The organism is Pseudomonas sp. CNPSo 3701 (genome assembly GCF_028674975.1).
Classification (GTDB): Bacteria; Pseudomonadota; Gammaproteobacteria; order Pseudomonadales; family Pseudomonadaceae; genus Aquipseudomonas; species Aquipseudomonas straminea.
On sequence record NZ_JAQZSI010000008.1, the window covers coordinates 130,045 to 149,432 of the forward strand.

The 19,388-nt window shown below is 62.8% G+C and carries 14 protein-coding genes, 2 tRNA genes and 1 pseudogene; 5 read left to right on the forward strand and 12 right to left on the reverse strand.

The genetic code is table 11. The annotated features are described in order from the left end of the window. The first annotated feature begins 17 nt into the window (after nucleotides 1–17). Both PVA39_RS20655 and PVA39_RS20660 read left to right on the forward strand, forming a co-directional pair. Nucleotides 18–971 carry a lysylphosphatidylglycerol synthase transmembrane domain-containing protein gene (locus PVA39_RS20655; RefSeq protein WP_027903231.1) on the forward strand — a complete coding sequence of 318 codons (954 nt, stop codon included), beginning with the start codon at nucleotides 18–20 and terminating at the stop codon, nucleotides 969–971. A gap of 67 nt (nucleotides 972–1,038) precedes the next feature. After that, a complete protein-coding gene (locus PVA39_RS20660) occupies nucleotides 1,039–2,304 on the forward strand; it encodes an Hsp70 family protein (RefSeq protein ID WP_274125637.1) in 1,266 nt (421 codons plus the stop codon). 108 nt (nucleotides 2,305–2,412) lie between these two features. Here the strand turns inward: PVA39_RS20660 and PVA39_RS20665 are convergent, their stop codons facing one another. Beyond that, a complete protein-coding gene (locus PVA39_RS20665) occupies nucleotides 2,413–4,716 on the reverse strand; it encodes a YgiQ family radical SAM protein (RefSeq protein ID WP_274125638.1) in 2,304 nt (767 codons plus the stop codon). A 196-nt stretch (nucleotides 4,717–4,912) separates the two neighbouring features. Between PVA39_RS20665 and PVA39_RS20670 the strand changes: the two genes are divergently transcribed. After that, nucleotides 4,913–6,763, forward strand: a complete 1,851-nt coding sequence (locus PVA39_RS20670) for a diguanylate cyclase (protein ID WP_274125639.1) — start codon at nucleotides 4,913–4,915, stop codon at nucleotides 6,761–6,763. 4 nt (nucleotides 6,764–6,767) lie between these two features. On the opposite strand, the gene dnaB is transcribed toward PVA39_RS20670, so the two are convergent. From dnaB to rnr, 7 genes are all read right to left on the reverse strand, one after another. Further along, complete coding sequence (gene dnaB / locus PVA39_RS20675) at nucleotides 6,768–8,162, reverse strand: replicative DNA helicase (RefSeq protein ID WP_093506458.1); 1,395 nt, start codon at nucleotides 8,160–8,162, stop codon at nucleotides 6,768–6,770. Nucleotides 8,163–8,283: 121 nt separating this feature from the next. Next, a complete protein-coding gene (rplI, locus tag PVA39_RS20680; RefSeq protein WP_013793171.1) occupies nucleotides 8,284–8,730 on the reverse strand; it encodes a 50S ribosomal protein L9 in 447 nt (148 codons plus the stop codon). Between the two features lie 21 nt (nucleotides 8,731–8,751). Then, nucleotides 8,752–9,645 (reverse strand): hypothetical protein, encoded by an 894-nt coding sequence (locus PVA39_RS20685; protein WP_274125640.1) that lies wholly within the window; start codon nucleotides 9,643–9,645, stop codon nucleotides 8,752–8,754. Nucleotides 9,646–9,681: 36 nt separating this feature from the next. Beyond that, complete coding sequence (gene rpsR / locus PVA39_RS20690; RefSeq protein ID WP_013793173.1) at nucleotides 9,682–9,912, reverse strand: 30S ribosomal protein S18; 231 nt, start codon at nucleotides 9,910–9,912, stop codon at nucleotides 9,682–9,684. Nucleotides 9,913–9,940: 28 nt separating this feature from the next. Beyond that, nucleotides 9,941–10,363: a 30S ribosomal protein S6 gene (gene rpsF, locus PVA39_RS20695; RefSeq protein ID WP_013793174.1), complete on the reverse strand. Its 423-nt coding sequence runs from the start codon at nucleotides 10,361–10,363 to the stop codon at nucleotides 9,941–9,943. A 203-nt stretch (nucleotides 10,364–10,566) separates the two neighbouring features. After that, nucleotides 10,567–11,316: a 23S rRNA (guanosine(2251)-2'-O)-methyltransferase RlmB gene (gene rlmB / locus PVA39_RS20700; RefSeq protein WP_274125641.1), complete on the reverse strand. Its 750-nt coding sequence runs from the start codon at nucleotides 11,314–11,316 to the stop codon at nucleotides 10,567–10,569. Then, a complete protein-coding gene (gene rnr / locus PVA39_RS20705) occupies nucleotides 11,313–13,808 on the reverse strand; it encodes a ribonuclease R (protein WP_274125642.1) in 2,496 nt (831 codons plus the stop codon). The genes rlmB and rnr overlap by 4 nt, the downstream gene beginning before the upstream one ends. Before the next feature lie 202 nt (nucleotides 13,809–14,010). Here rnr and PVA39_RS20710 point away from each other — a divergent pair. Both PVA39_RS20710 and PVA39_RS20715 read left to right on the forward strand, forming a co-directional pair. Beyond that, nucleotides 14,011–14,097, forward strand: a tRNA-Leu gene (locus PVA39_RS20710). Between the two features lie 83 nt (nucleotides 14,098–14,180). Then, a tRNA-Leu gene (locus PVA39_RS20715) sits at nucleotides 14,181–14,267 on the forward strand. A 94-nt stretch (nucleotides 14,268–14,361) separates the two neighbouring features. Here the strand turns inward: PVA39_RS20715 and PVA39_RS23600 are convergent. From PVA39_RS23600 to PVA39_RS20730, 4 genes and pseudogenes are all read right to left on the reverse strand, one after another. Continuing rightward, the gene (locus PVA39_RS23600; RefSeq protein WP_372239579.1) at nucleotides 14,362–15,246 is read right to left on the reverse strand and encodes a methyl-accepting chemotaxis protein; all 885 of its coding nucleotides are present in this window, start codon (nucleotides 15,244–15,246) and stop codon (nucleotides 14,362–14,364) included. Further along, nucleotides 15,220–15,924 (reverse strand): annotated as a pseudogene (locus PVA39_RS23605) (HAMP domain-containing protein); the annotation flags it as partial. The pseudogene PVA39_RS23605 and the gene PVA39_RS23600, both read right to left, overlap by 27 nt. Before the next feature lie 561 nt (nucleotides 15,925–16,485). Continuing rightward, complete coding sequence (locus tag PVA39_RS20725) at nucleotides 16,486–17,778, reverse strand: adenylosuccinate synthase (protein WP_274125643.1); 1,293 nt, start codon at nucleotides 17,776–17,778, stop codon at nucleotides 16,486–16,488. Nucleotides 17,779–17,857: 79 nt separating this feature from the next. Next, nucleotides 17,858–19,042, reverse strand: coding sequence for an ATP phosphoribosyltransferase regulatory subunit (locus tag PVA39_RS20730; RefSeq protein ID WP_274125644.1), 1,185 nt, complete (start codon nucleotides 19,040–19,042; stop codon nucleotides 17,858–17,860). Between the last annotated feature and the right edge of the window lie 346 nt (nucleotides 19,043–19,388).

Sequence of the window (19,388 nt, forward strand, 5' to 3'; positions counted from 1 at the left end):
AAGGTACCAAGCCCACGATGAAACGCAGTGACCTGATCTGGACGCTGATCGGGTTGTGCGCCGTGGTCGCGTCCTGCTTCCTGCTCTACCGCGAAGTGCGCAATATCTCCCTCGACGAGATCGCCGGCAGCCTCAAGGCCATCCCGCACCTGAACTGGATTCTCGCCGCCATCGCCACCCTCGGCGCCTACTCGGCACTGGCCTGGTACGACCGCATCGCTGTCGCCCACCTGGGCAAGAAGATTTCCTGGCGCTTCATCACCCTGTGCTCCTTCACCACCTACGCCCTGGCCCACAATATCGGCGCTTCGGTGTTCTCTGGCGCCGTGGTGCGCTATCGCGCCTACCGCACCAAGGGCCTGACGCCCCATGAAATCGGCATCCTGATCGTCTTTTGCTCCTTCACCTTCGCCCTCGGCACGCTGCTGGCCAGCGGCTGCGTACTGGTGCTGCAGCCGGATCTGATCCACCGCGTACTGAACGTCACCCCATTGGTTTCGGTGGCCATAGGCGGCCTGCTGTTGCTGCTGGTCGCCCTCTACGTGCTGGGTTCCTGGCTGCAGTTCAAACCCTGGAAGTTCGGCAAACTGCATGTCGAATACCCACGCCTGCGCATCGTCGGTCGCCAATTGCTGGCCGGCCCATTGGAGCTGGCCTGCGCCGCGGCGATCATCTACTTCGCTCTGCCCGAAGCCTACAACCCGGGCTACATGGTGGTGCTCGGCGTATTCCTGGCGTCCTTCTCCCTGGCCCTGCTGTCCCATGCTCCGGGCGGCCTGGGCGTGCTGGAAGTGAGCTTCCTGGCGGCCCTGCCGGAGATTCCGGCGCCGGACGTACTGGCCGCACTCATCGTATTCCGTGGCTTCTACCTGCTGCTGCCGTTCGCCCTCTCGCTGCTCGTGGTGCTCGGCTTCGAGTGGGGCCAATGGCGCGAACGCCGCGGCGAAGTGCAAAATCCTCCACTGCCCTGACGAAGCGGCAGCACTGCCCGATCATTTCGCCTAGAATGCGCGGCCGTTTTTTCAGGAGCCGCGCGACATGCCTCTTTCCACCCCTGCCCGCGCCTGCGGTATCGACTTCGGCACCTCCAACTCCACCGTCGGCTGGTTGCGCCCGGGCGGCGAAACGCTGATCCCGCTGGAAGACGGCAAAATCACCCTGCCCTCCGTGGTGTTCTTCAATCTCGAGGAGCGCAGGCCGGTCTATGGTCGCCTGGCCCTGCACGAGTACCTGGAAGGCTACGAAGGCCGTCTGATGCGCTCGCTCAAGAGCCTGCTGGGTAGCAAGCTGCTAAAAAGCGAAACCGCGGTGATGGGCAGCGCCCTGCCGTTCAAGGACCTGCTGGGCTTCTTTATCGGCGAGCTGAAGAAACGCGCCGAAGCGGTGGCCGAACGCCCCTTCGAAGCCGTGGTGCTGGGCCGCCCGGTGTTCTTCGTGGATGACGATCCGGCCGCCGATCAGGAAGCCGAAAACACCCTGATCGCCGTGGCGCAGAAGCTCGGTTTCAAGGACGTGTCCTTCCAGTACGAACCAATCGCCGCGGCCTTCGACTACGAGTCCAGCATTGAGCGCGAAGAGCTGGTGCTGATCGTCGATATCGGCGGCGGCACTTCGGACTTCTCCCTGGTGCGCCTGGCACCGGAGCGCCGCCAGCTGGCCGAACGCCAGGACGATATCCTGGCCACGGGCGGCGTGCATATCGGCGGTACCGACTTCGACAAGCAACTGTCGCTGGCCGGCGTGATGCCGCTGTTCGGCTATGGCAGCCGGATGAAGAGCGACGCGCTGATGCCCACCAGCTTTCACCTCAACCTGGCGACCTGGCACACCATCAACATGGTCTACTCGGCCGCCTCGCAGCGGGCGTTGCAGAACATGCGCTACGACATCGTCGACCCGACCGGCATCGACCGCCTGTTCAAGCTGATCGAGCAGCGCGCCGGCCACTGGCTGGCGATGCAGATCGAAGACAGCAAGATCGCCCTGACCGAGCACCAGCAGCACCCCATCGACCTGCAACGCATCGAAGACGGCCTGCGCGCCGAGCTGACCCGCGGGCTGTTCGAGGACAGCATCGCGGCGCTGCTCGAACGCATCCGCAGCAGCGTGGCCACGCTGCTCAGCGATGCTGGCGTGGGCCTGGAGCAAGTCGATACGGTGTTCTTCACCGGCGGCTCCAGCGGCGTGCCGGCCCTGCGCCAGAGCGTGGCGGCGCTGCTGCCCAACGCCCGGCATGTAGAAGGCAACACCTTCGGCAGCATCGGCAGCGGCCTGGCCATCGAAGCGAAGAAGCGTTACGGCTGACAGCTGGGAAGGGGCGGCGATAAGTTTGTGGGAGCGCGCCATGCGCGCGACTCGCGGGCATGGGCTAGACGCCTCCGCCCGCTCCCACCGGATAGCTGACTACCTGCCTTAACGCGGCGCTACCGGACGCGGCTTCTTCTTGCCGCCAGCCCCTTTCCCGCCGCCCTTGCGCTGCTCCTGCAGCCGAGCTTCTGCGGCGGCCTTGGCCTGCTCGCGCTTGTCCCAGGGCTTGCTGCCGTCGCTGCCGCGCGGCGGCAGGCCGGTGTGCTGGGTGAGGATACGCCCGCCAGCAGGCTTGGCTGCCTGACCGACCTTCTTGCTACCTGCCGGCGTCGAGTTCTTGCGGCGCGCGCTCTGATACTCGTCGGTCTTGGGCTGGTAGGTCGGAATCAGCTGGTGCTTGCCGTTGCCGATCAGGTCGGCGCGGCCCATACGCTCCAGCGCCTCACGCAGCAGCGGCCAGCCCTTCGGGTCGTGGTAGCGCAGGAAGGCCTTGTGCAGACGGCGCTGCTGCTCGCTCTTGACGATCTCGACGCCATCGCTCTTGTAGGTGACCTTGCGCAGCGGATTCTTGCCCGAGTGGTACATGGCCGTGGCGGTAGCCATCGGCGACGGGTAGAAGGCCTGTACCTGGTCGGCACGGAAACCGTTGCGTTTGAGCCACAGCGCGAGGTTCATCATGTCCTCGTCGGTGGTACCGGGGTGCGCGGCGATGAAGTACGGGATCAGGTACTGTTCCTTGCCTGCTTCCTTCGAGAACTTCTCGAACATGCGCTTGAAGGTGTCGTAGCTGCCGATGCCCGGCTTCATCATCTTGTCCAGCGGGCCGCGCTCGGTGTGCTCCGGGGCGATCTTCAGGTAACCACCAACGTGGTGGGTGACCAGCTCCTTGACGTACTCCGGCGACTCGACGGCCAGGTCATAACGCAGCCCCGAGGCGATCAGGATCTTCTTCACGCCCGGCAGCGCGCGGGCCTTGCGGTACAGCTCGATCAGCGACGAATGGTCGGTATTGAGGTTCTCGCAAATACCGGGGAACACGCACGACGGCTTGCGGCAGTGCTTTTCGATCTCCGGGTCTTTGCAGGCGATGCGGTACATGTTGGCGGTCGGCCCGCCGAGGTCGGAGACCACGCCGGTGAAGCCCGGCACCTTGTCACGCATCTCCTCGATCTCGCGGATGATCGACTCGTGGGAGCGGTTCTGGATGATGCGGCCTTCGTGCTCGGTGATCGAGCAGAAGGTGCAGCCGCCGAAGCAGCCACGCATGATGTTCACCGAGAAACGGATCATGTCGTAGGCCGGAATCTTCTCCTTGCCATACGCCGGATGTGGCACGCGCGCATAGGGCATGCCGAACACGTAGTCCATTTCCTCGGTGGTCATGGGAATGGGTGGCGGGTTGAACCACACGTCCACTTCGCCATGCTTCTGCACCAGCGCGCGGGCGTTGCCCGGGTTGGTTTCCAGGTGCAGCACGCGGTTGGCGTGGGCGTAAAGCACCGGGTCGTTGCGCACCTTCTCGAAGGACGGCAGGCGGATCACCGTCTTTTCACGCTCCAGGCGCGGGTGCGAAAGCAGCTGCACCACCTTGGCTTCGTTGGGATCCTCGACTGGGCCTTTTTCCTGCTCGATCGCGCAGGCTTCGGTGTCCTGGGTGTTCACGTAGGGGTTGATGATCTTGTCGACGCGACCCGGACGGTCGATACGCGTCGAATCCAGCTCGAACCAGCCCGCGGGCGTATCACGGCGGATAAAGGCGGTGCCGCGAATGTCGGTGATGGTATCGATGGACTCGCCACGGGACAGGCGCTGGGCCACTTCGACCACCGCACGCTCGGCGTTGCCATAAAGCAGGATGTCGGCAGTGGCATCCATCAGGATGGAGCGGCGCACCTTGTCCTGCCAGTAGTCGTAGTGAGCGATGCGGCGCAATGAAGCCTCGATGCCGCCGAGCACCACCGGTACATGGCTGTAGGCTTCCTTGCAGCGTTGGCTGTACACCAGGCTGGCGCGATCCGGGCGCTTGCCTGCCAGGCCGCCGGGCGTGTAGGCGTCGTCGGAGCGGATCTTCTTGTCTGCGGTGTAGCGGTTGATCATCGAGTCCATGTTGCCGGCCGCCACACCGAAGAACAGGTTCGGCTCGCCGAGCTTCATGAAGTCGTCTTTGGACTGCCAGTTCGGCTGGGCGATGATGCCCACGCGAAAGCCCTGGGCCTCCAGCAGACGGCCAATGATCGCCATGCCGAACGACGGATGATCGACGTAGGCGTCACCGGTAACGATGATGATGTCGCACGAATCCCAGCCGAGCTGATCCATCTCCTCCCTGCTCATTGGCAGGAACGGCGCCGGGCCGAAACACTCGGCCCAGTATTTGGGATAGTCGAACAGCGGCTTGGCGGCTTGCATGGCGGTAACCGTTTTTGATCAGGAATTTCACGGGGCGCGGAATATAGCACAAATTTTAACCAAACCCGACTGCTGCGCTAGGTTGTACCGGACATCCGATAGCAGGCAGTCCGCTTCGCTCTGGTCATCAAAAACCCCAGCTTTGGGTGTAGGCTTAGGCTTACAAAACAATGCCTGCCTGCCCCAGGAGCACCGCGTGCAGCGCCTAGCCAAATTCCTGACGCAGATTTTGTTGCTGACTTCCTTGAGCCTAGTCGCCTACGCCAACAGCATCACGCTGACGCCGGCCAGCAGCGGGCAAAGCCTTAACGAGCAGGTCGAGCTGCTCGAAGATAAGGGCGCAAAGCTGAGCATCGCGGATATGAGCGCTCCCGCTGTGCAGCAGCGTTTCATGCCGGCCCATGGCAAGGCCAGCGTCGGCCAGAGCCCTAATCCCTGGTGGATCAAGATCACCCTGAGCGCCACAGCGGATGCGCCAAAGCAATGGTGGCTGGAAATCGCCTCGGTGACCCTCCTCGATCTGCAGCTCTATCTGCCCGATGACCAGGGTGACTGGCAAATCCGTCAATCCGGCGAACGGGTGAGTTTCGCCGAAGGCCGCGATTATCCACACCGGCGCATGCTGCTGCGCCTGCCGGAACTGGGCGAACAGCCGCTCACCTTCTACCTGCGAAGCTATGACCCGGCCGGCAACTCCTTCCCGCTGAAAGTGTGGCAACTGGGCGATCTGAAGAGCCAGGTGAGCGGAGAAAACCTGCTACTGGGCCTTATTTACGGTGTGATCATCGCCCTTCTGCTCTACAACCTGTTTATCTTTCTGGCACTGCGTGACAGCGCCTACTTCTGGTATGTAGTGACCACCACCGGCGCTCTGCTGATGATCCTGAGCATGACCGGCCACGGTTTTCAGTACCTGTGGCCAGGCTCGGCGGTGCCCTTCTGGCTGGACCGCATCAGCATTCCAGCGCTCTGGGGCTTTGGTGCCTGTCGTTTCACTCAGAAGTTGCTGCAGACGCGTCGCTACGTACCCTGGGCTCACCACCTGTTAAACGTCAGCTTAGGCCTCTATCTGGTAGCAGTGACGGCTGATGCCTTCGGCTTGCGCGCCGTTGGCGCCTGGATATTCGTACTACTGGCGATCGCCACGATTCCCACCGCCCTTTGGGCTTCGTTAAAGCGCTGGAGGCAAGGCTACTTCCCGGCGTGCCTGTACTTCTGTGGCTATGGCACGATCCTGGCCAGCGTCAACCTGCTATTGCTGCGTGCCATGGGCATCATCCAGCCTGCTCCGTGGAGCAGCTACGTGTTTCCGGTCGCCGTTGCGCTGGAGTCCATCCTGTTCTCGTTCGCTCTCGCCTACCGCATTCAGCTGCTGAAGAACGAGCGAGCCGAAGCATTGCTGCGGGCTGATGAGGAGAAAGGTGCGCGCCTAGCGCAGGTGCAGGCCAGCGCCGATGAGCTGCAAGTGGCCGTCGACCGGCGCACCGCCGAACTGAAAAGCGCCAACCTGCAGCTCTCCCAGCAGGAACTGGAATTGCGACATGCCGCCTTCCACGATGCCCTGACTGACTTGCCCAACCGCCGCTACCTGATCGAGCAGTGCGAGAGCGCCATGCGTGGCGCACGGCAGAGCGATGAAAACCTGGCCTTGCTGCTGATCGATCTGGACCACTTCAAACCGATCAATGACCGCCATGGCCACGATGCCGGCGACCTACTGCTGCAGCACATCGGCCGAAGGCTGCGTGAGCAGGTACGCGGCAGCGATACGGTGGCGCGTCTGGGCGGGGATGAGTTCGCGGTATTGATCGGCGGTGCCGATGCCCAGCATTACGCCGAGGATGTCGCTGAACGCCTGCTCGCCGAACTGGCCCGGCCGGTGGAATATGCCGGCCACACCCTGAACGTCAGCATCAGCATTGGCGCGGCGTTCTATCCCCTGCACGCCGAGCAGTTCGCCGGCCTCTACAAGGCAGCCGACCAGGCGCTCTATCAGGCCAAGGCAGCCGGCCGCTCAGGTTACGCGGTGTTCCAGCCGGCCGACTGAGGCATCACTCGTCGTCGAACTGGTAGCTACCGGGCGCCAAATTCTCGAAGCGCGAGTATTTGCCGAGAAACGCCAGGCGCGCAGTACCCAGGGGGCCGTTACGCTGCTTGCCGATGATGATTTCGGCGACGCCCTTGTACTCGGTTTCCGGGTGGTAGACCTCGTCGCGGTAGACGAAAAGGATGATGTCGGCGTCCTGCTCGATCGCCCCGGATTCACGCAAGTCGGAGTTGATCGGGCGCTTGTTGGGCCGCTGCTCCAGACCCCGGTTGAGCTGCGAGAGGGCAATGACCGGGCAGTTGAATTCCTTGGCCAGCGCCTTGAGCGAGCGCGAGATCTCGGAAATCTCGTTGACCCGGCTATCACCGCTGGAGCCGGGAATCTGCATCAGCTGCAGGTAGTCGACCATGATCAGGCCGATCTCGCCGTGCTCGCGGGCCAGGCGCCGGGTGCGTGCGCGCATCTCGCTGGGCGAGATACCGGCGGTGTCATCGATGAACAATTTGCGGTCATTGAGTAGGTTGACCGCCGAAGTCAGACGCGGCCAGTCGTCATCGTCCAGGCGGCCGGCACGCACTTTGGTCTGGTCGATGCGGCCGAGGGAGGCCAGCATACGAATCACGATGGATTCGGAAGGCATCTCCAGGGAATACACCAGGATCGACTTGTCGCTGCGCATCAGCGCGTTTTCCACCAGGTTCATGGCGAAGGTGGTCTTACCCATCGATGGACGACCGGCGACGATGATCATGTCGGCCGGCTGCAGGCCGCTGGTCAGGTTGTCCAGATCGGTAAAGCCGGTGGACAGGCCGGTGATCGCGTCACCGTTGTTGAACAGCTCATCGATGCGGTCGATGGCCTTTACCAGGATGTCGTTGATGCCGACCGGACCACCGGTCTTCGGCCGCGCCTCGGCGATCTGGAAGATCAGCCGCTCGGCTTCGTCGAGAATCTCCTCGCCGGTACGGCCTTCGGGCGCGTAGGCACTGTCGGCGATCTCGTTGCTGATGCCGATCAGTTTGCGCAGGGTGGCGCGCTCGCGAATGATTCCGGCGTAAGCCTTGATGTTGGCCACCGACGGGGTGTTCTTGGCCAACTCGCCCAGATACGCCAGGCCGCCGACCTGCGACAGCTGCCCTTCCTTGTCGAGCTGCTCGGACAGGGTGACCACGTCGAACGGCTGGTTACGTTCGGCGAGCTTGAAGATGGCGCGAAAGACCAGGCGATGGTCATGGCGATAGAAGTCGCCATCGGACACCTGATCCAGTACGCGCTCCCAGGCGTTGTTGTCGAGCATCAAACCACCGAGCACCGCCTGCTCGGCCTCGATTGAGTGCGGAGGCACTTTCAGGGCAGCGGTCTGCAGGTCGTACTGTTCGGTGATGCTGATGTCGTTCATGGGCGCCTGGAAAGAATGCTTGCGGTGAAAAACAAAGGGCACGGTACCGCTTTCGCAATACCGTGCCCGATGTTAGCGGGAAGGCACCTGAGTGCAAGCCCGCTAAGCAGTTCGCTGAGACTTAGGCAGCGACTACGACAACCTTGACGGTTGCTTCGACATCGCTGTGCAGGTGCACGGCCACGTCGTACTCGCCAACCTGGCGAATGGTGCCGTTCGGCAGACGAACTTCGGCTTTGGCCACTTCAACGCCGGAGGCGGTCAGGGCGTCAGCGATGTCGTGGGTGCCGATGGAACCGAACAGCTTGCCTTCATCGCCAGCGGTGGCGGTGATGGTGACTTCCAGCTCAGCCAGCTGAGCGGCGCGAGCTTCGGCGGAAGCTTTCTTCTCGGCAGCGGCTTTTTCCAGCTCGGCGCGACGTGCTTCGAAAGCAGCGACGTTGGCTTCGGTGGCAGCGGTAGCTTTGCCTTGCGGCAGCAGGAAGTTACGGCCGTAACCGGCTTTAACGTTCACTTTATCGCCCAGGTTGCCCAGGTTGGCGATTTTTTCCAGCAGGATGACTTCCATTTGGGTGTTACCTCTTAACTTTTAACCTTCACCGTTGGCGGGACCAGAACCGGGCTTGTCCGCCAGACGACCACGAAAATCAAACAGACTGTCGACGATGGCTAACACCACCAGCAAGGGATAGATCAGCTGCATGAACAGCAGCAGCGTGATGTACAGCCCGACCAGCCAGAACTTCGACAGTCGGCCCTTGGCCACCATCCCGTGCAACAGAGCGATGGCAGCAAACACCAGCGGAACACTGCACAACGGCGTGAGCATGGCCATCTCGACACCCAGATTGGGCCCGAGCAGCATGCCGACCAGCAGCAACATCGCCAGCATCGGCGGAAATCTCAGCTCACGAAACTCGGAGCCGAAACCTCCAGGGTTGTACAACGCCGCCTGCCAGAAACGCCCAAGCATCAGGCTCAGCAAGCTGACCACCTGCAGCAACGCTGCCAGCAATCCGGTCAGGATGGGTGCAATAAGACTCTGGAGACGCGCCTGATCATCCACCGACATCTGTTGGTGAACCCCATCGAGCATCTGCGGCAACAGCTTGGTCAGCTCCTGCGCCATGGCTTCGATGGGCTCGCGGAACGTCGCCCCCAATACCAGTCCATACACCAGGCCCAGCGCGATGCTGAACAACAGCACCCGCCTCCAGGACGGATTGGCGCGCAATACACACGCCAGCCCCAGCGCGCCCAGCAGCACCAGCAAGGTGCGCGGTTCGCCGAAGTACCACCAGCCAATGGCCGGCAGTAACGCCCAGGCGAGGATGCCGACGGCATCACTCAGGCCGCGCCGCAGAAGCACCAGGCTTCCCGCGGCAGCACTCAACCAGAACAGCAGCGGCAAAGCTGCAGATCCGACCACCACGAGGGTGGCCTGCATACGGCCGCGCATGATGAATTCTGCCAAGGCGCGCATGCGATAAATCCCTTACTACTTGTCGAACGTCAGATCTTAACGGCCGTGGCTGTCGGTGTAGGGCAGCAGGGCCAGGAAGCGGGCGCGCTTGATAGCGGTAGCCAGCTGACGCTGATAACGAGCCTTGGTACCGGTGATACGGCTAGGAACGATTTTGCCGGTTTCCGAGATGTAGGCTTTCAGGGTGTTGAGATCCTTGAAATCGATCTCTTTCACGCCTTCAGCGGTGAAACGGCAGAATTTACGACGACGGAAGAAACGTGCCATGGGATTGGCTCCTCAATAGATCCGGTGATTACTCGTCAGCGTTGTCGCTGTCGTTGTTGTCGCTGTCATCGCCGTCGTTGGACTCGGCGTTTTCAGGACGTTCACGACGCTCACGGCGCTCACTGCGGTTTTCTTCGGCCTTGAGCATCTCGGACTGACCGGTAACGGCTTCGTCGCGACGGATGACCAAGTTACGGATCACGGCATCGTTGTAGCGGAAGTTGTCTTCCAGCTCAGCCAGGGCCTTGCCGCTGCACTCAACGTTCAGCATCACGTAGTGAGCCTTGTGAACGTTATTGATGGCGTAGGCCAGTTGACGACGGCCCCAATCTTCCAGACGGTGGATCTTGCCGCCGTCTTCTTCGATCAGCTTGGTGTAACGCTCGACCATGCCGCCGACTTGCTCGCTCTGGTCCGGGTGAACCAGAAAGATGATTTCGTAATGACGCATGAATGCTCCTTACGGGTTGTAGCCTGCCGCGAAATGCGGTCAGGCAAGGAGTGAATGACACTGTTGACTTGCTGAAACGGAGAGGCGCGCAAACGCCTGCCATGACGGCAAGGGGCGACATTCTAGAGAAGCCCCCTGGCGCACGCAAGGCGATTTGGCGATTTTTTGAACAGCCAATCGCCGGCGTTGCGCCGGCGATTGTTTCAGGCTTTGAGCGCGCGACGCTGACGCAGCGCCTCGAACAGGCAGATGCCGGTGGCGACCGACACGTTGAGACTGCTGACGCTGCCAGCCATGGGCAGCTTGACCAGGTAATCGCAGTGCTCGCGGGTCAGGCGGCGCATGCCTTTGCCTTCAGCGCCCATGATCAGCACTGTCGGGCCAGTCAGGTCCTGCTGGAACAACTCCTGCTCGGCTTCACCAGCCGTACCGACGACCCACAAGCCGCGCTGCTGGAGCTTTTCCAGGCTGCGCGCTAGGTTGGTCACGGCGACCAGCGGGATCACCTCGGCAGCCCCACAGGCGACCTTGCGCACCACCGGCGTGAGCGTGGCCGATTTGTCCTTCGGCACGATCACCGCCAGCGCACCCGCCGCATCGGCGGTGCGCAGGCAGGCGCCGAGGTTGTGCGGATCGGTCACCCCGTCGAGTACCAGCAGCAGCGGTGGGCCTTCACAACGGTCGAGCAACTCCTCGAGCATCGCCTCGCCCCATACCTGACTTGGGCTGACTTCGGCGACCACACCCTGGTGCACGCCTTCGACCCAGGCGTCCATCTCACGGCGCTCGCACTGGCCGACAGCTACACGCGCCTTACCGGCCAATTCGAGCAGCGGCTGCACGCGCGGATCACTGCGACCATCAGCCAGCCAGATCTGCTTCACACGCTTGGGATGATGACGCAGCAGCGCCTCGACGGCATGCACGCCGTAGATCTTTTCCAGCTGACTCATGACTTGGCCTTGCCTTTCGACGGGCCCTTGCGATGGCGACTCGGCTTGCCGCCCTTGTCCGTCGGCTTGCCACCTTTCTTGCCGGAAGTCTTGGACTCGGCGAGCAGCGCCTTCTTCACGTCTCGGCTTTTCTGCACGTCGGTATTACCAGCAGGCGTGTTGCGCGCGCCGCGGCCACCGCGGCTATCGCTGCCAGACTCACGACGCTTGCCGCGCGCCGCCGACGCCTGCTCTGTACCTTCGGCCATCTCGAAATCGATCTTGCGCTCATCCAGATCGACACGCATGACCTTCACTGACACGCTATCGCCAAGGCGGAAGCTGCGGCCACTGCGCTCACCCGCCAGACGGTGATGCACGGGATCGAAGTGGTAGTAATCGCCAGGCAACGCGGTGACGTGCACCAGGCCTTCGACGTAGATGTCTTTGAGCTCGACGAACAGGCCGAAACCGGTCACGGCAGTGATCACGCCCGGGAAGGTTTCACCGACGCGATCCTTCATGAACTCGCACTTGAGCCAGTTGACCACGTCACGAGTGGCTTCATCGGCACGTCGCTCGGACATCGAGCACTGCTCACCGAGCTGCTCGAGCATTGGTTCGTCGTACGGATAGATGCGCGCCTTGGGCATGCTAACGGCACCGGCACGCTCGACGTGCGGGGTGTCCTGCCTGGAGCGGATCACGCTGCGGATCGCGCGATGGATCAGCAGATCCGGGTAGCGGCGAATCGGCGAGGTGAAGTGCGCGTAGGCGTCGTAATTGAGGCCGAAGTGCCCCTGATTGTCAGCGCTGTATACCGCCTGGCTGAGCGAGCGCAGCATCACCGTCTGGATCAGGTGGTAATCCTCGCGACCGCGGATGCTTTCCAGCAGTGCCTGGTAGTCCTTGGGCGACGGACCGTCCTTGGACTTGCCACGGTGCAGGGAAAGCCCCAGCTCGCCGAGAAACGCCTTGAGCTTTTCCAGGCGCTCCGGTGGCGGACCATCGTGCACGCGGTACAGCGCCGGAATGCCGTGCTTCTGCATGAACGCGGCGGTGGCCACGTTGGCGGCCAGCATGCATTCCTCGATCAGCTTGTGGGCATCGTTGCGCTGGGTCGGGCGGATCTCCGCGATCTTGCGGCCCGAGCCGAAGATGATGCGGGTCTCCTGGGTTTCGAAGTCGATGGCGCCGCGCTCGTGGCGAGCGGTGAGCAGCACCTGATAGAGCGAATACAGTTGCTTGAGGTGCGGCAGCACGTCCTTGTACTCGCTGCGCAGGGCCTTGCCTTCGCTGCTCTTGGGCTGCTCGAGCATTGCACTGACCTTGTTGTAGGTCAGGCGCGCATGGGAGTGGATCACCGCCTCATAGAACTTGTAGTCGGTCATCTTGCCGGTCTTGGAGATCGAGATCTCGCAGACCATGGCCAGGCGATCGACCTTGGGGTTCAGCGAGCACAGGCCGTTGGACAGCTCTTCCGGCAGCATCGGAATGACCCGCTCCGGGAAGTATACCGAGTTGCCGCGTACCTGGGCCTCGGCGTCCAGCGCCGAGCCGACCTTCACGTAATGGGAAACGTCGGCGATGGCCACGTAAAGCTTCCAGCCGCCGGAGAACAGGCGCCAGTTGCTGCCGCTCTTCTCGCAGTACACCGCATCGTCGAAATCGCGGGCATCCTCGCCGTCGATGGTGACGAACGGGATATGCCGCATGTCGACGCGGTTTTCCTTGTCCTTCTCCTCGACCTCGGGCTTGAGCTTGCGGGCTTCCTTGAGCACCGCCTCTGGCCAGACATGAGGAATGTCGTAGCTGCGCAGGGCCACGTCGATTTCCATGCCCGGTGCCATGTAGTTACCGACCACTTCGGTCACGTCGCCCTGGGGCTGGAAGCGCGGGGTCGGCCAGTGGGTGATCGTCACTTCGACGAACTGGCCCTGCTTGGCGCCGCCGTTACGGCCGGCAGTGACCAGCACTTCCTGCTGGATCTTCGGATTGTCGGGAATCACGAAGCCGATACCGCTCTCTTCGTAATAACGACCGACAATGGTCTGATGACCACGGGAAATCACTTCGACGATGGCACCTTCGCGGCGACCGCGACGGTCGAGGCCCGAAACCCGCGCCAGTGCGCGGTCGCCATCGAATACCAGACGCATCTGCGCGGGGCTCAGGAACAGGTCATCGCTGCCGTCATCGGGCACCAGAAAGCCGAAACCGTCGCGGTGGCCACTGACTCGACCAAGGATCAGGTCCAGCTTGTCCACCGGCGCGTAGGTGCCGCGGCGGGTGTAGATCAGTTGACCGTCGCGCTCCATGGCGCGCAGTCGGCGGCGCAGGGCTTCTATCTGCTCGTCGGTGGTCAGCCCGAACTCTTCGAGCAGCTCCTCACGACTGGCGGGCGAGCCGCGATCAGCCAGTTGCTGAAGAATCAGCTCGCGGCTGGGAATGGGGTTGTCATACTTTTCCGCTTCTCGGGCGGCCTCGGGATCGAGGGATTGCCAATCGGCCATTAGAAACTGTTCACCTTATCTATAGAGTCGTTTTTTGCCATGTATCTATTGAAGCGCGAAAGCGCCCTCCGGGTCAGCTCTCAGCACAAATAATTTTTCGACGTCAGGGGTTTACAAGGTAAAAGCGCGACCGTATAGTTCGCGCCCACAGCGTCGAGCAGACGTTGTAACACGAAGCAGATGAGCAATCATCAGTTTCAGTGCCCAGGTGGCGGAATTGGTAGACGCGCTGGTTTCAGGTATCAGTGATCGCAAGATCGTGGAAGTTCGAGTCTTCTCCTGGGCACCAAATTTCGTGAAGCAGCTTGATAACCTGCTTTGCAAATAACGGATGTAATGATCCGTACCGGCAACGGTGAACATTACTGCAGTGCCCAGGTGGCGGAATTGGTAGACGCGCTGGTTTCAGGTATCAGTGATCGCAAGATCGTGGAAGTTCGAGTCTTCTCCTGGGCACCAAAATTCAAAAAACCGAGCCAATGGCTCGGTTTTTTATTGCCTGAGCAAAAGTGACCCGCAAGGCCTGGCAATCACCAGGCCCGCGCTGCCCTCCTCACACCTTGAACTGACCCAGGCTGTCCTTGAGCTGCCCCGCCAGGCCATCGAGTACACGACCGCTATTGGCCGTCGCCGCCACCGCCTCGGCCGCACGCTGGGCCTCGGCGTGGATTACCTCGACCCGACCGCGCACCGCATCGGCCCCTTCGGCCTGATGCGCCGCAGCCTGAGTGGCGGCATTGATGGCGCCGTGTACGTCCTCAACCGAGCGCTGTACCGCCTGCTGGATACGCGCGCTTTCACGAAGCGCCGCCAAGCCTTGGTCCGCCTGCTGCCCAGCCTGACCGATTGCCCCGACCGCTTCACGGGCGCCCTGCTGCAGGGCGACGATATGCGACTGGATATCGCCGGTCGATTGCTGGGTCTTGCTGGCCAGCGCACGCACCTCATCGGCCACCACGGCAAAGCCACGGCCGCTCTCGCCGGCCCGCGCCGCCTCGATGGCCGCGTTGAGGGCCAGCAGGTTGGTCTGCTCGGCGATCGAGCGAATCACCGTGAGCACCACTTCGATCTGCTCACTCTGCTTGGCCAGACGCTCGATGACCGCCGAACCGGCGTCGACCCGCTGCACCAGCTCTTCGATGGAGCCGCCGACCCGGTTGGCGATGGCGGTGTTTTCCTGGGTCGACTGGCGAATCGCCTCGACCCGCTGCAAAGCCTCCTGCATGGCCCGACTTTCGGCCTGAGCCTCGTCAGCCATTACTGCCAGCGCCTGCAGGCTGGCTGCCACTTCGTCACGCTGGCGTTCGGCAGCCTGCTCCGCGGCAACGCTGCGAGCGCTCAGCGCGGTAATTTCCTGTCCGGTGCGCACCGCCACGTCACCGGCCTCACGCACGATGGGCTGCAGTTTGGCGACGAAACGGTTAACGGCAGAGGCCATTTCACCCACCTCGTCACGACTGTCGATTTCGATTCGCCGGGTCAGATCGCCCTCGCCAGCGGCCAAGTCGTCGAGCGCCGCGATCAAGGTGCGCAGGCGCACCACCACGCGACGCCCCAGCACGATCGCCAGCGCCAGCAATACGCCGAAGCCAACCACCGCCAGGCCCATGCCGATGCGCCAGCGCAGGTTGGAGGCGGCCGCGTCGACCGCTGCACCGGTATTGGTCGCCATGCCCTGGGCCGCCTGCTGCGCCGAGGCCAGCCGCTCCGAAAGCGCCTTGGCGCTATCCGTGGAGGCGCCGGCCAGACTATCGGCCACCAGCTGACCGCCGCTGGCCAGCAAGGCCTCGAAACGCTTGTCGACCGCCTGCAGCTCGGCCTCGATGGCGGACGTGGAAACTCCCATCAGCACCTTGCCGATTTCCACATCATTGGGGCTGATGCTGGCTTCGACGAAATACACGCCCGGGTCGGTCTTGGCCGCATTGATTACCTTGTCCAGCGCACGCTCACCCGCTCCGGTATCGAGCATGTGCTGAATCTGCTCGTTCTGACGGTTGAGGTAACGGGTCAGATGGTTACCCTCGGCATCGTCGTAGATTACGAACAGCACGTTGGGGTTACGCTGCGCACGGCGGGCGAATTCCGACAGCGCAGGAATATCGGAATCCCACATGGCACGCGGCGCCACGGCAGCGAGCAGCTGCGCCAGATCATTGGCGGAATCGCGCAGACTGCGCTCGAGACTGGCACGAATCTGCACACGCTCATCACTGAGGCGACTCGACAGCCCGGCCGACAGACTCTCACGGGTACGCACCGAAAGCCCGCCCAGGCTAGCCGACACGTCCTTGTTGGCCTGCTCCAACTCGGTCGCCAGACGCTGGGAATCGCTGCCCAGCTGACGCTCAAGATCGGTCACCAGACCATCCACGGTGCTGCGCGTCAGTGCCAGCACCAGCACCACCTGAACGAACAGCGCCACGCCCAGCGCGATGAACACGGGCAGCAACAGGCGACTACGCAGCAGCGAAAAGACAGCGATCACGGGCAAATCCTCCGACCGCCAGAGGAGCGGCAACTTCAGGGTAGGAGCAAGTCAAAGCAAGGCGCGTGCCGAATAGCGGCACATCGCCAGATTGCACCCAGGCCTCGCGCCTCGTCAAACGAAAACGGGCCGCCCAAGGGCGACCCGTTTCGTTTACCGATCTGCGGCCGCCGCAGCAGCCGTTACCACTCAGGCGAAAGGATGGCGCAGCACGATGGTCTCGTTGCGATCCGGGCCGGTGGAGATGATGTCGATCGGCGCACCGACCAGCTCTTCCAGGCGCGAGATGTAGGCACGGGCGTTGGCCGGCAGTTCTTCCAGGGTCTTGGCACCCAGGGTCGACTCGCTCCAGCCCGGCATTTCCTCGTACACCGGCTCCAGGCCAATGTAGCTGTCGGCATCGGTCGGCGCGTCGATGACGGCGCCGTTCTCGTTCTTGTAGCCCACGCAGATACGGATGGTTTCCAGACCGTCGAGCACATCCAGCTTGGTCAGGCACAGGCCCGAAATGCTGTTGACGTCGATGGCGCGACGCAGGATCACCGCGTCGAACCAGCCGCAACGGCGGGCACGGCCGGTGGTGGCGCCGAACTCGTGGCCGCGCTTGGCCAGGAAGGCGCCGACGTCATCGAACAGCTCGGTGGGGAACGGGCCGGAACCGACGCGCGTGGTGTAGGCCTTGGTAATGCCGAGGATGTAGTCGATGTACATCGGACCAACGCCGGAACCGGTGGCGATACCGCCCGCGGTGGTGTTGGAGCTGGTGACGTACGGGTAGGTGCCGTGGTCGATGTCCAGCAGCGAGCCCTGGGCGCCTTCGAACATGATGTCCTTGCCGGCGCGACGCAGGTTGTGCAGCTCGGCAGTGACGTCGAGCATCATCGGCTTGAGCTGCTCGGCGTATTCCATGCACTGATCCAAGGTTTCCTGGAAGTCGATGGCCGGCTCTTTGTAGTAATTCACCAACTGGAAGTTGTGGTAATCCAGCAGCTCGCCGAGCTTGGCGGCGAAACGCTCGCGGTGGAACAGGTCACCGATGCGCAGGCCGCGACGGGCGACCTTGTCTTCGTAGGCCGGGCCGATACCGCGACCGGTGGTACCGATCTTCAGCTCGCCACGGGCCTTCTCGCGCGCCTGGTCCAGGGCCACGTGGTAGGACAGAATCAGCGGACAGGATGGGCTGATGCGCAGGCGTTCACGCACCGGTACGCCCTTCTCTTCCAGCTTATTGATCTCGCGCAGCAGGGCGTCGGGAGCGACCACCACGCCATTGCCGATCAGGCACTGCACGCCTTCACGCAGCACGCCCGACGGAATCAGGTGCAGTACGGTTTTCTCACCGTCGATCACCAGCGTGTGGCCGGCATTGTGACCGCCCTGGTAACGCACGACGGCGGCGGCGTGTTCGGTCAGCAGATCGACGATCTTGCCCTTGCCCTCATCACCCCACTGGGTGCCCAGGACGACGACATTCTTACCCATGATACTTGTCCTCTTCGCGCAAGCTTGAGCCGGTCGCGGCCGGCGAAAATAAATCAGAATAGACGAGCCTGCAGGCCGCTCAGTCCAGCGCCAGCACCTGCCAGCGACCCTCATGCAATACCAGCTGGCGATCGCAGTGCGCCTGCACCGCCTCGCTCAATTCCTGCCCCGGCAGCGCCTGCACCACGCGCTCACCCTCGGCGCGCAAGCGGCGGACCGCCTGCCACAGATAGACGTCATGACTGTCCGGCGCCCAGATGCCTGCCGGCTCTTCGCCCAGCGGCATACGGCCGAGCGTCACCAGCGTCTTCAGGTCGGTGGAGAAGCCGGTAGCCGGACGGGCACGACCGAAGTCGGCACCAATGTCGTCGTAACGACCGCCCTGGGCGATGGCCTGCCCCACGGACGGTACGAACGCGGCGAACACCACGCCAGTGTGGTAGTGATAACCACGCAGCTCACCGAGATCGAAATACAACGGCAGCTCCGGATAGCGCAGCTCCAGCGCATCGGCGATGGCTACCAGCTCGTCGAGAGCGGCATGCACGTCATCCGGCGCATCGACCAGACAGGCCTGTGCAAGATCCAGCACGTCCCGACTTCCGCACAGCTCGGCCAGTGCCCGCAGCATGCGGCGCAGCGAGTCCGGCAGCGCCTCGGTAAGCGCATCGATCTCGTCCATGGCCTTGCGCTGCAGGGCATCGAACAGCTGCTGCTCGGCCTCACCAGAGAGTTCGGCAGCACGCACCAGGCCGCGGTAGATACCGACGTGCCCCAGGTCCATGTGCACGTCCGGCACTTCGGCCAGCTCCAGGGTGTCGACCAGCAGGCTGATCACCTCGACATCGCTGGCCGGACTGGCGTCGCCGTAAAGTTCGGCGCCCAGCTGAATCGGGCTGCGCGAGGTGGTCAGCGCCCGCGGCTGCGCATGCAGTACGCTGCCGGCGTAGCACAGGCGGCTCGGCCCTTCACGGCGCAGGGTATGCGCATCGATGCGCGCGACCTGCGGGGTGATGTCGGCACGAAAACCCATCTGCCGGCCGGACAGCGGATCGGTCACCTTGAAGGTGCGCAGATCCAGATCCTGGCCCGCGCCGGTGAGCAGCGACTCCAGGTACTCGATGTGGGGAGTGACCACGAACTCATAGCCCCAGCGCTGGAACAGATCCAGCACCTGGCGACGCGCGATTTCGATGCGCGCCGCTTCCGGGGGCAATACTTCTTCGATCCCATCTGGCAGCAGCCAGCGGTCTACCGTTGCCATTTCGCCATTTCCCTCTTGATTCGGGCGGCACAAGCCTTCAGTGAAGCGGATGGGAAGCCGAGCACGGCAACAGGCCGGCCGACTCCAGGAACGGGCATCGAGACGATCAGAGATTTGATTGCACGAAGCCCCCACGCCAGCGGCGCGGAAAGGGACAAGGTCAGGGACCTTGAAAGACAGAACGTAACGCTCAGTTCGTGCCGCATGATTCCCACAGGCGTAAAAAAGCCGGGATTTTCCCGGCTGCCGCATCATACCACGTCGAAAGCCTCAAGCCGCAAGCTTCACACGACAAGCGAGCACGGGGCTTCGGCTTGCGGTGTTTGGCTTGCGGCTCGGAGCCTCG

Bases quoted from the DNA above. Each gene is read 5' to 3' on its own strand.
- rpsF (WP_013793174.1), bottom strand. From the start codon at position 10,363: ATGCGTCATTACGAAATCATCTTTCTGGTTCACCCGGACCAGAGCGAG.
- dnaB (WP_093506458.1), bottom strand. From the start codon at position 8,162: ATGAACGACATCAGCATCACCGAACAGTACGACCTGCAGACCGCTGCC.
- PVA39_RS23600 (WP_372239579.1), bottom strand. From the start codon at position 15,246: ATGGCCTCTGCCGTTAACCGTTTCGTCGCCAAACTGCAGCCCATCGTG.
- rlmB (WP_274125641.1), bottom strand. From the start codon at position 11,316: ATGAGTCAGCTGGAAAAGATCTACGGCGTGCATGCCGTCGAGGCGCTG.
- rnr (WP_274125642.1), bottom strand. From the start codon at position 13,808: ATGGCCGATTGGCAATCCCTCGATCCCGAGGCCGCCCGAGAAGCGGAA.
- PVA39_RS20660 (WP_274125637.1), top strand. From the start codon at position 1,039: ATGCCTCTTTCCACCCCTGCCCGCGCCTGCGGTATCGACTTCGGCACC.
- rplI (WP_013793171.1), bottom strand. From the start codon at position 8,730: ATGGAAGTCATCCTGCTGGAAAAAATCGCCAACCTGGGCAACCTGGGC.
- PVA39_RS20685 (WP_274125640.1), bottom strand. From the start codon at position 9,645: ATGCGCGCCTTGGCAGAATTCATCATGCGCGGCCGTATGCAGGCCACC.
- PVA39_RS20730 (WP_274125644.1), bottom strand. From the start codon at position 19,042: ATGGCAACGGTAGACCGCTGGCTGCTGCCAGATGGGATCGAAGAAGTA.
- PVA39_RS20655 (WP_027903231.1), top strand. From the start codon at position 18: ATGAAACGCAGTGACCTGATCTGGACGCTGATCGGGTTGTGCGCCGTG.
- rpsR (WP_013793173.1), bottom strand. From the start codon at position 9,912: ATGGCACGTTTCTTCCGTCGTCGTAAATTCTGCCGTTTCACCGCTGAA.
- PVA39_RS20725 (WP_274125643.1), bottom strand. From the start codon at position 17,778: ATGGGTAAGAATGTCGTCGTCCTGGGCACCCAGTGGGGTGATGAGGGC.
- PVA39_RS20665 (WP_274125638.1), bottom strand. From the start codon at position 4,716: ATGCAAGCCGCCAAGCCGCTGTTCGACTATCCCAAATACTGGGCCGAG.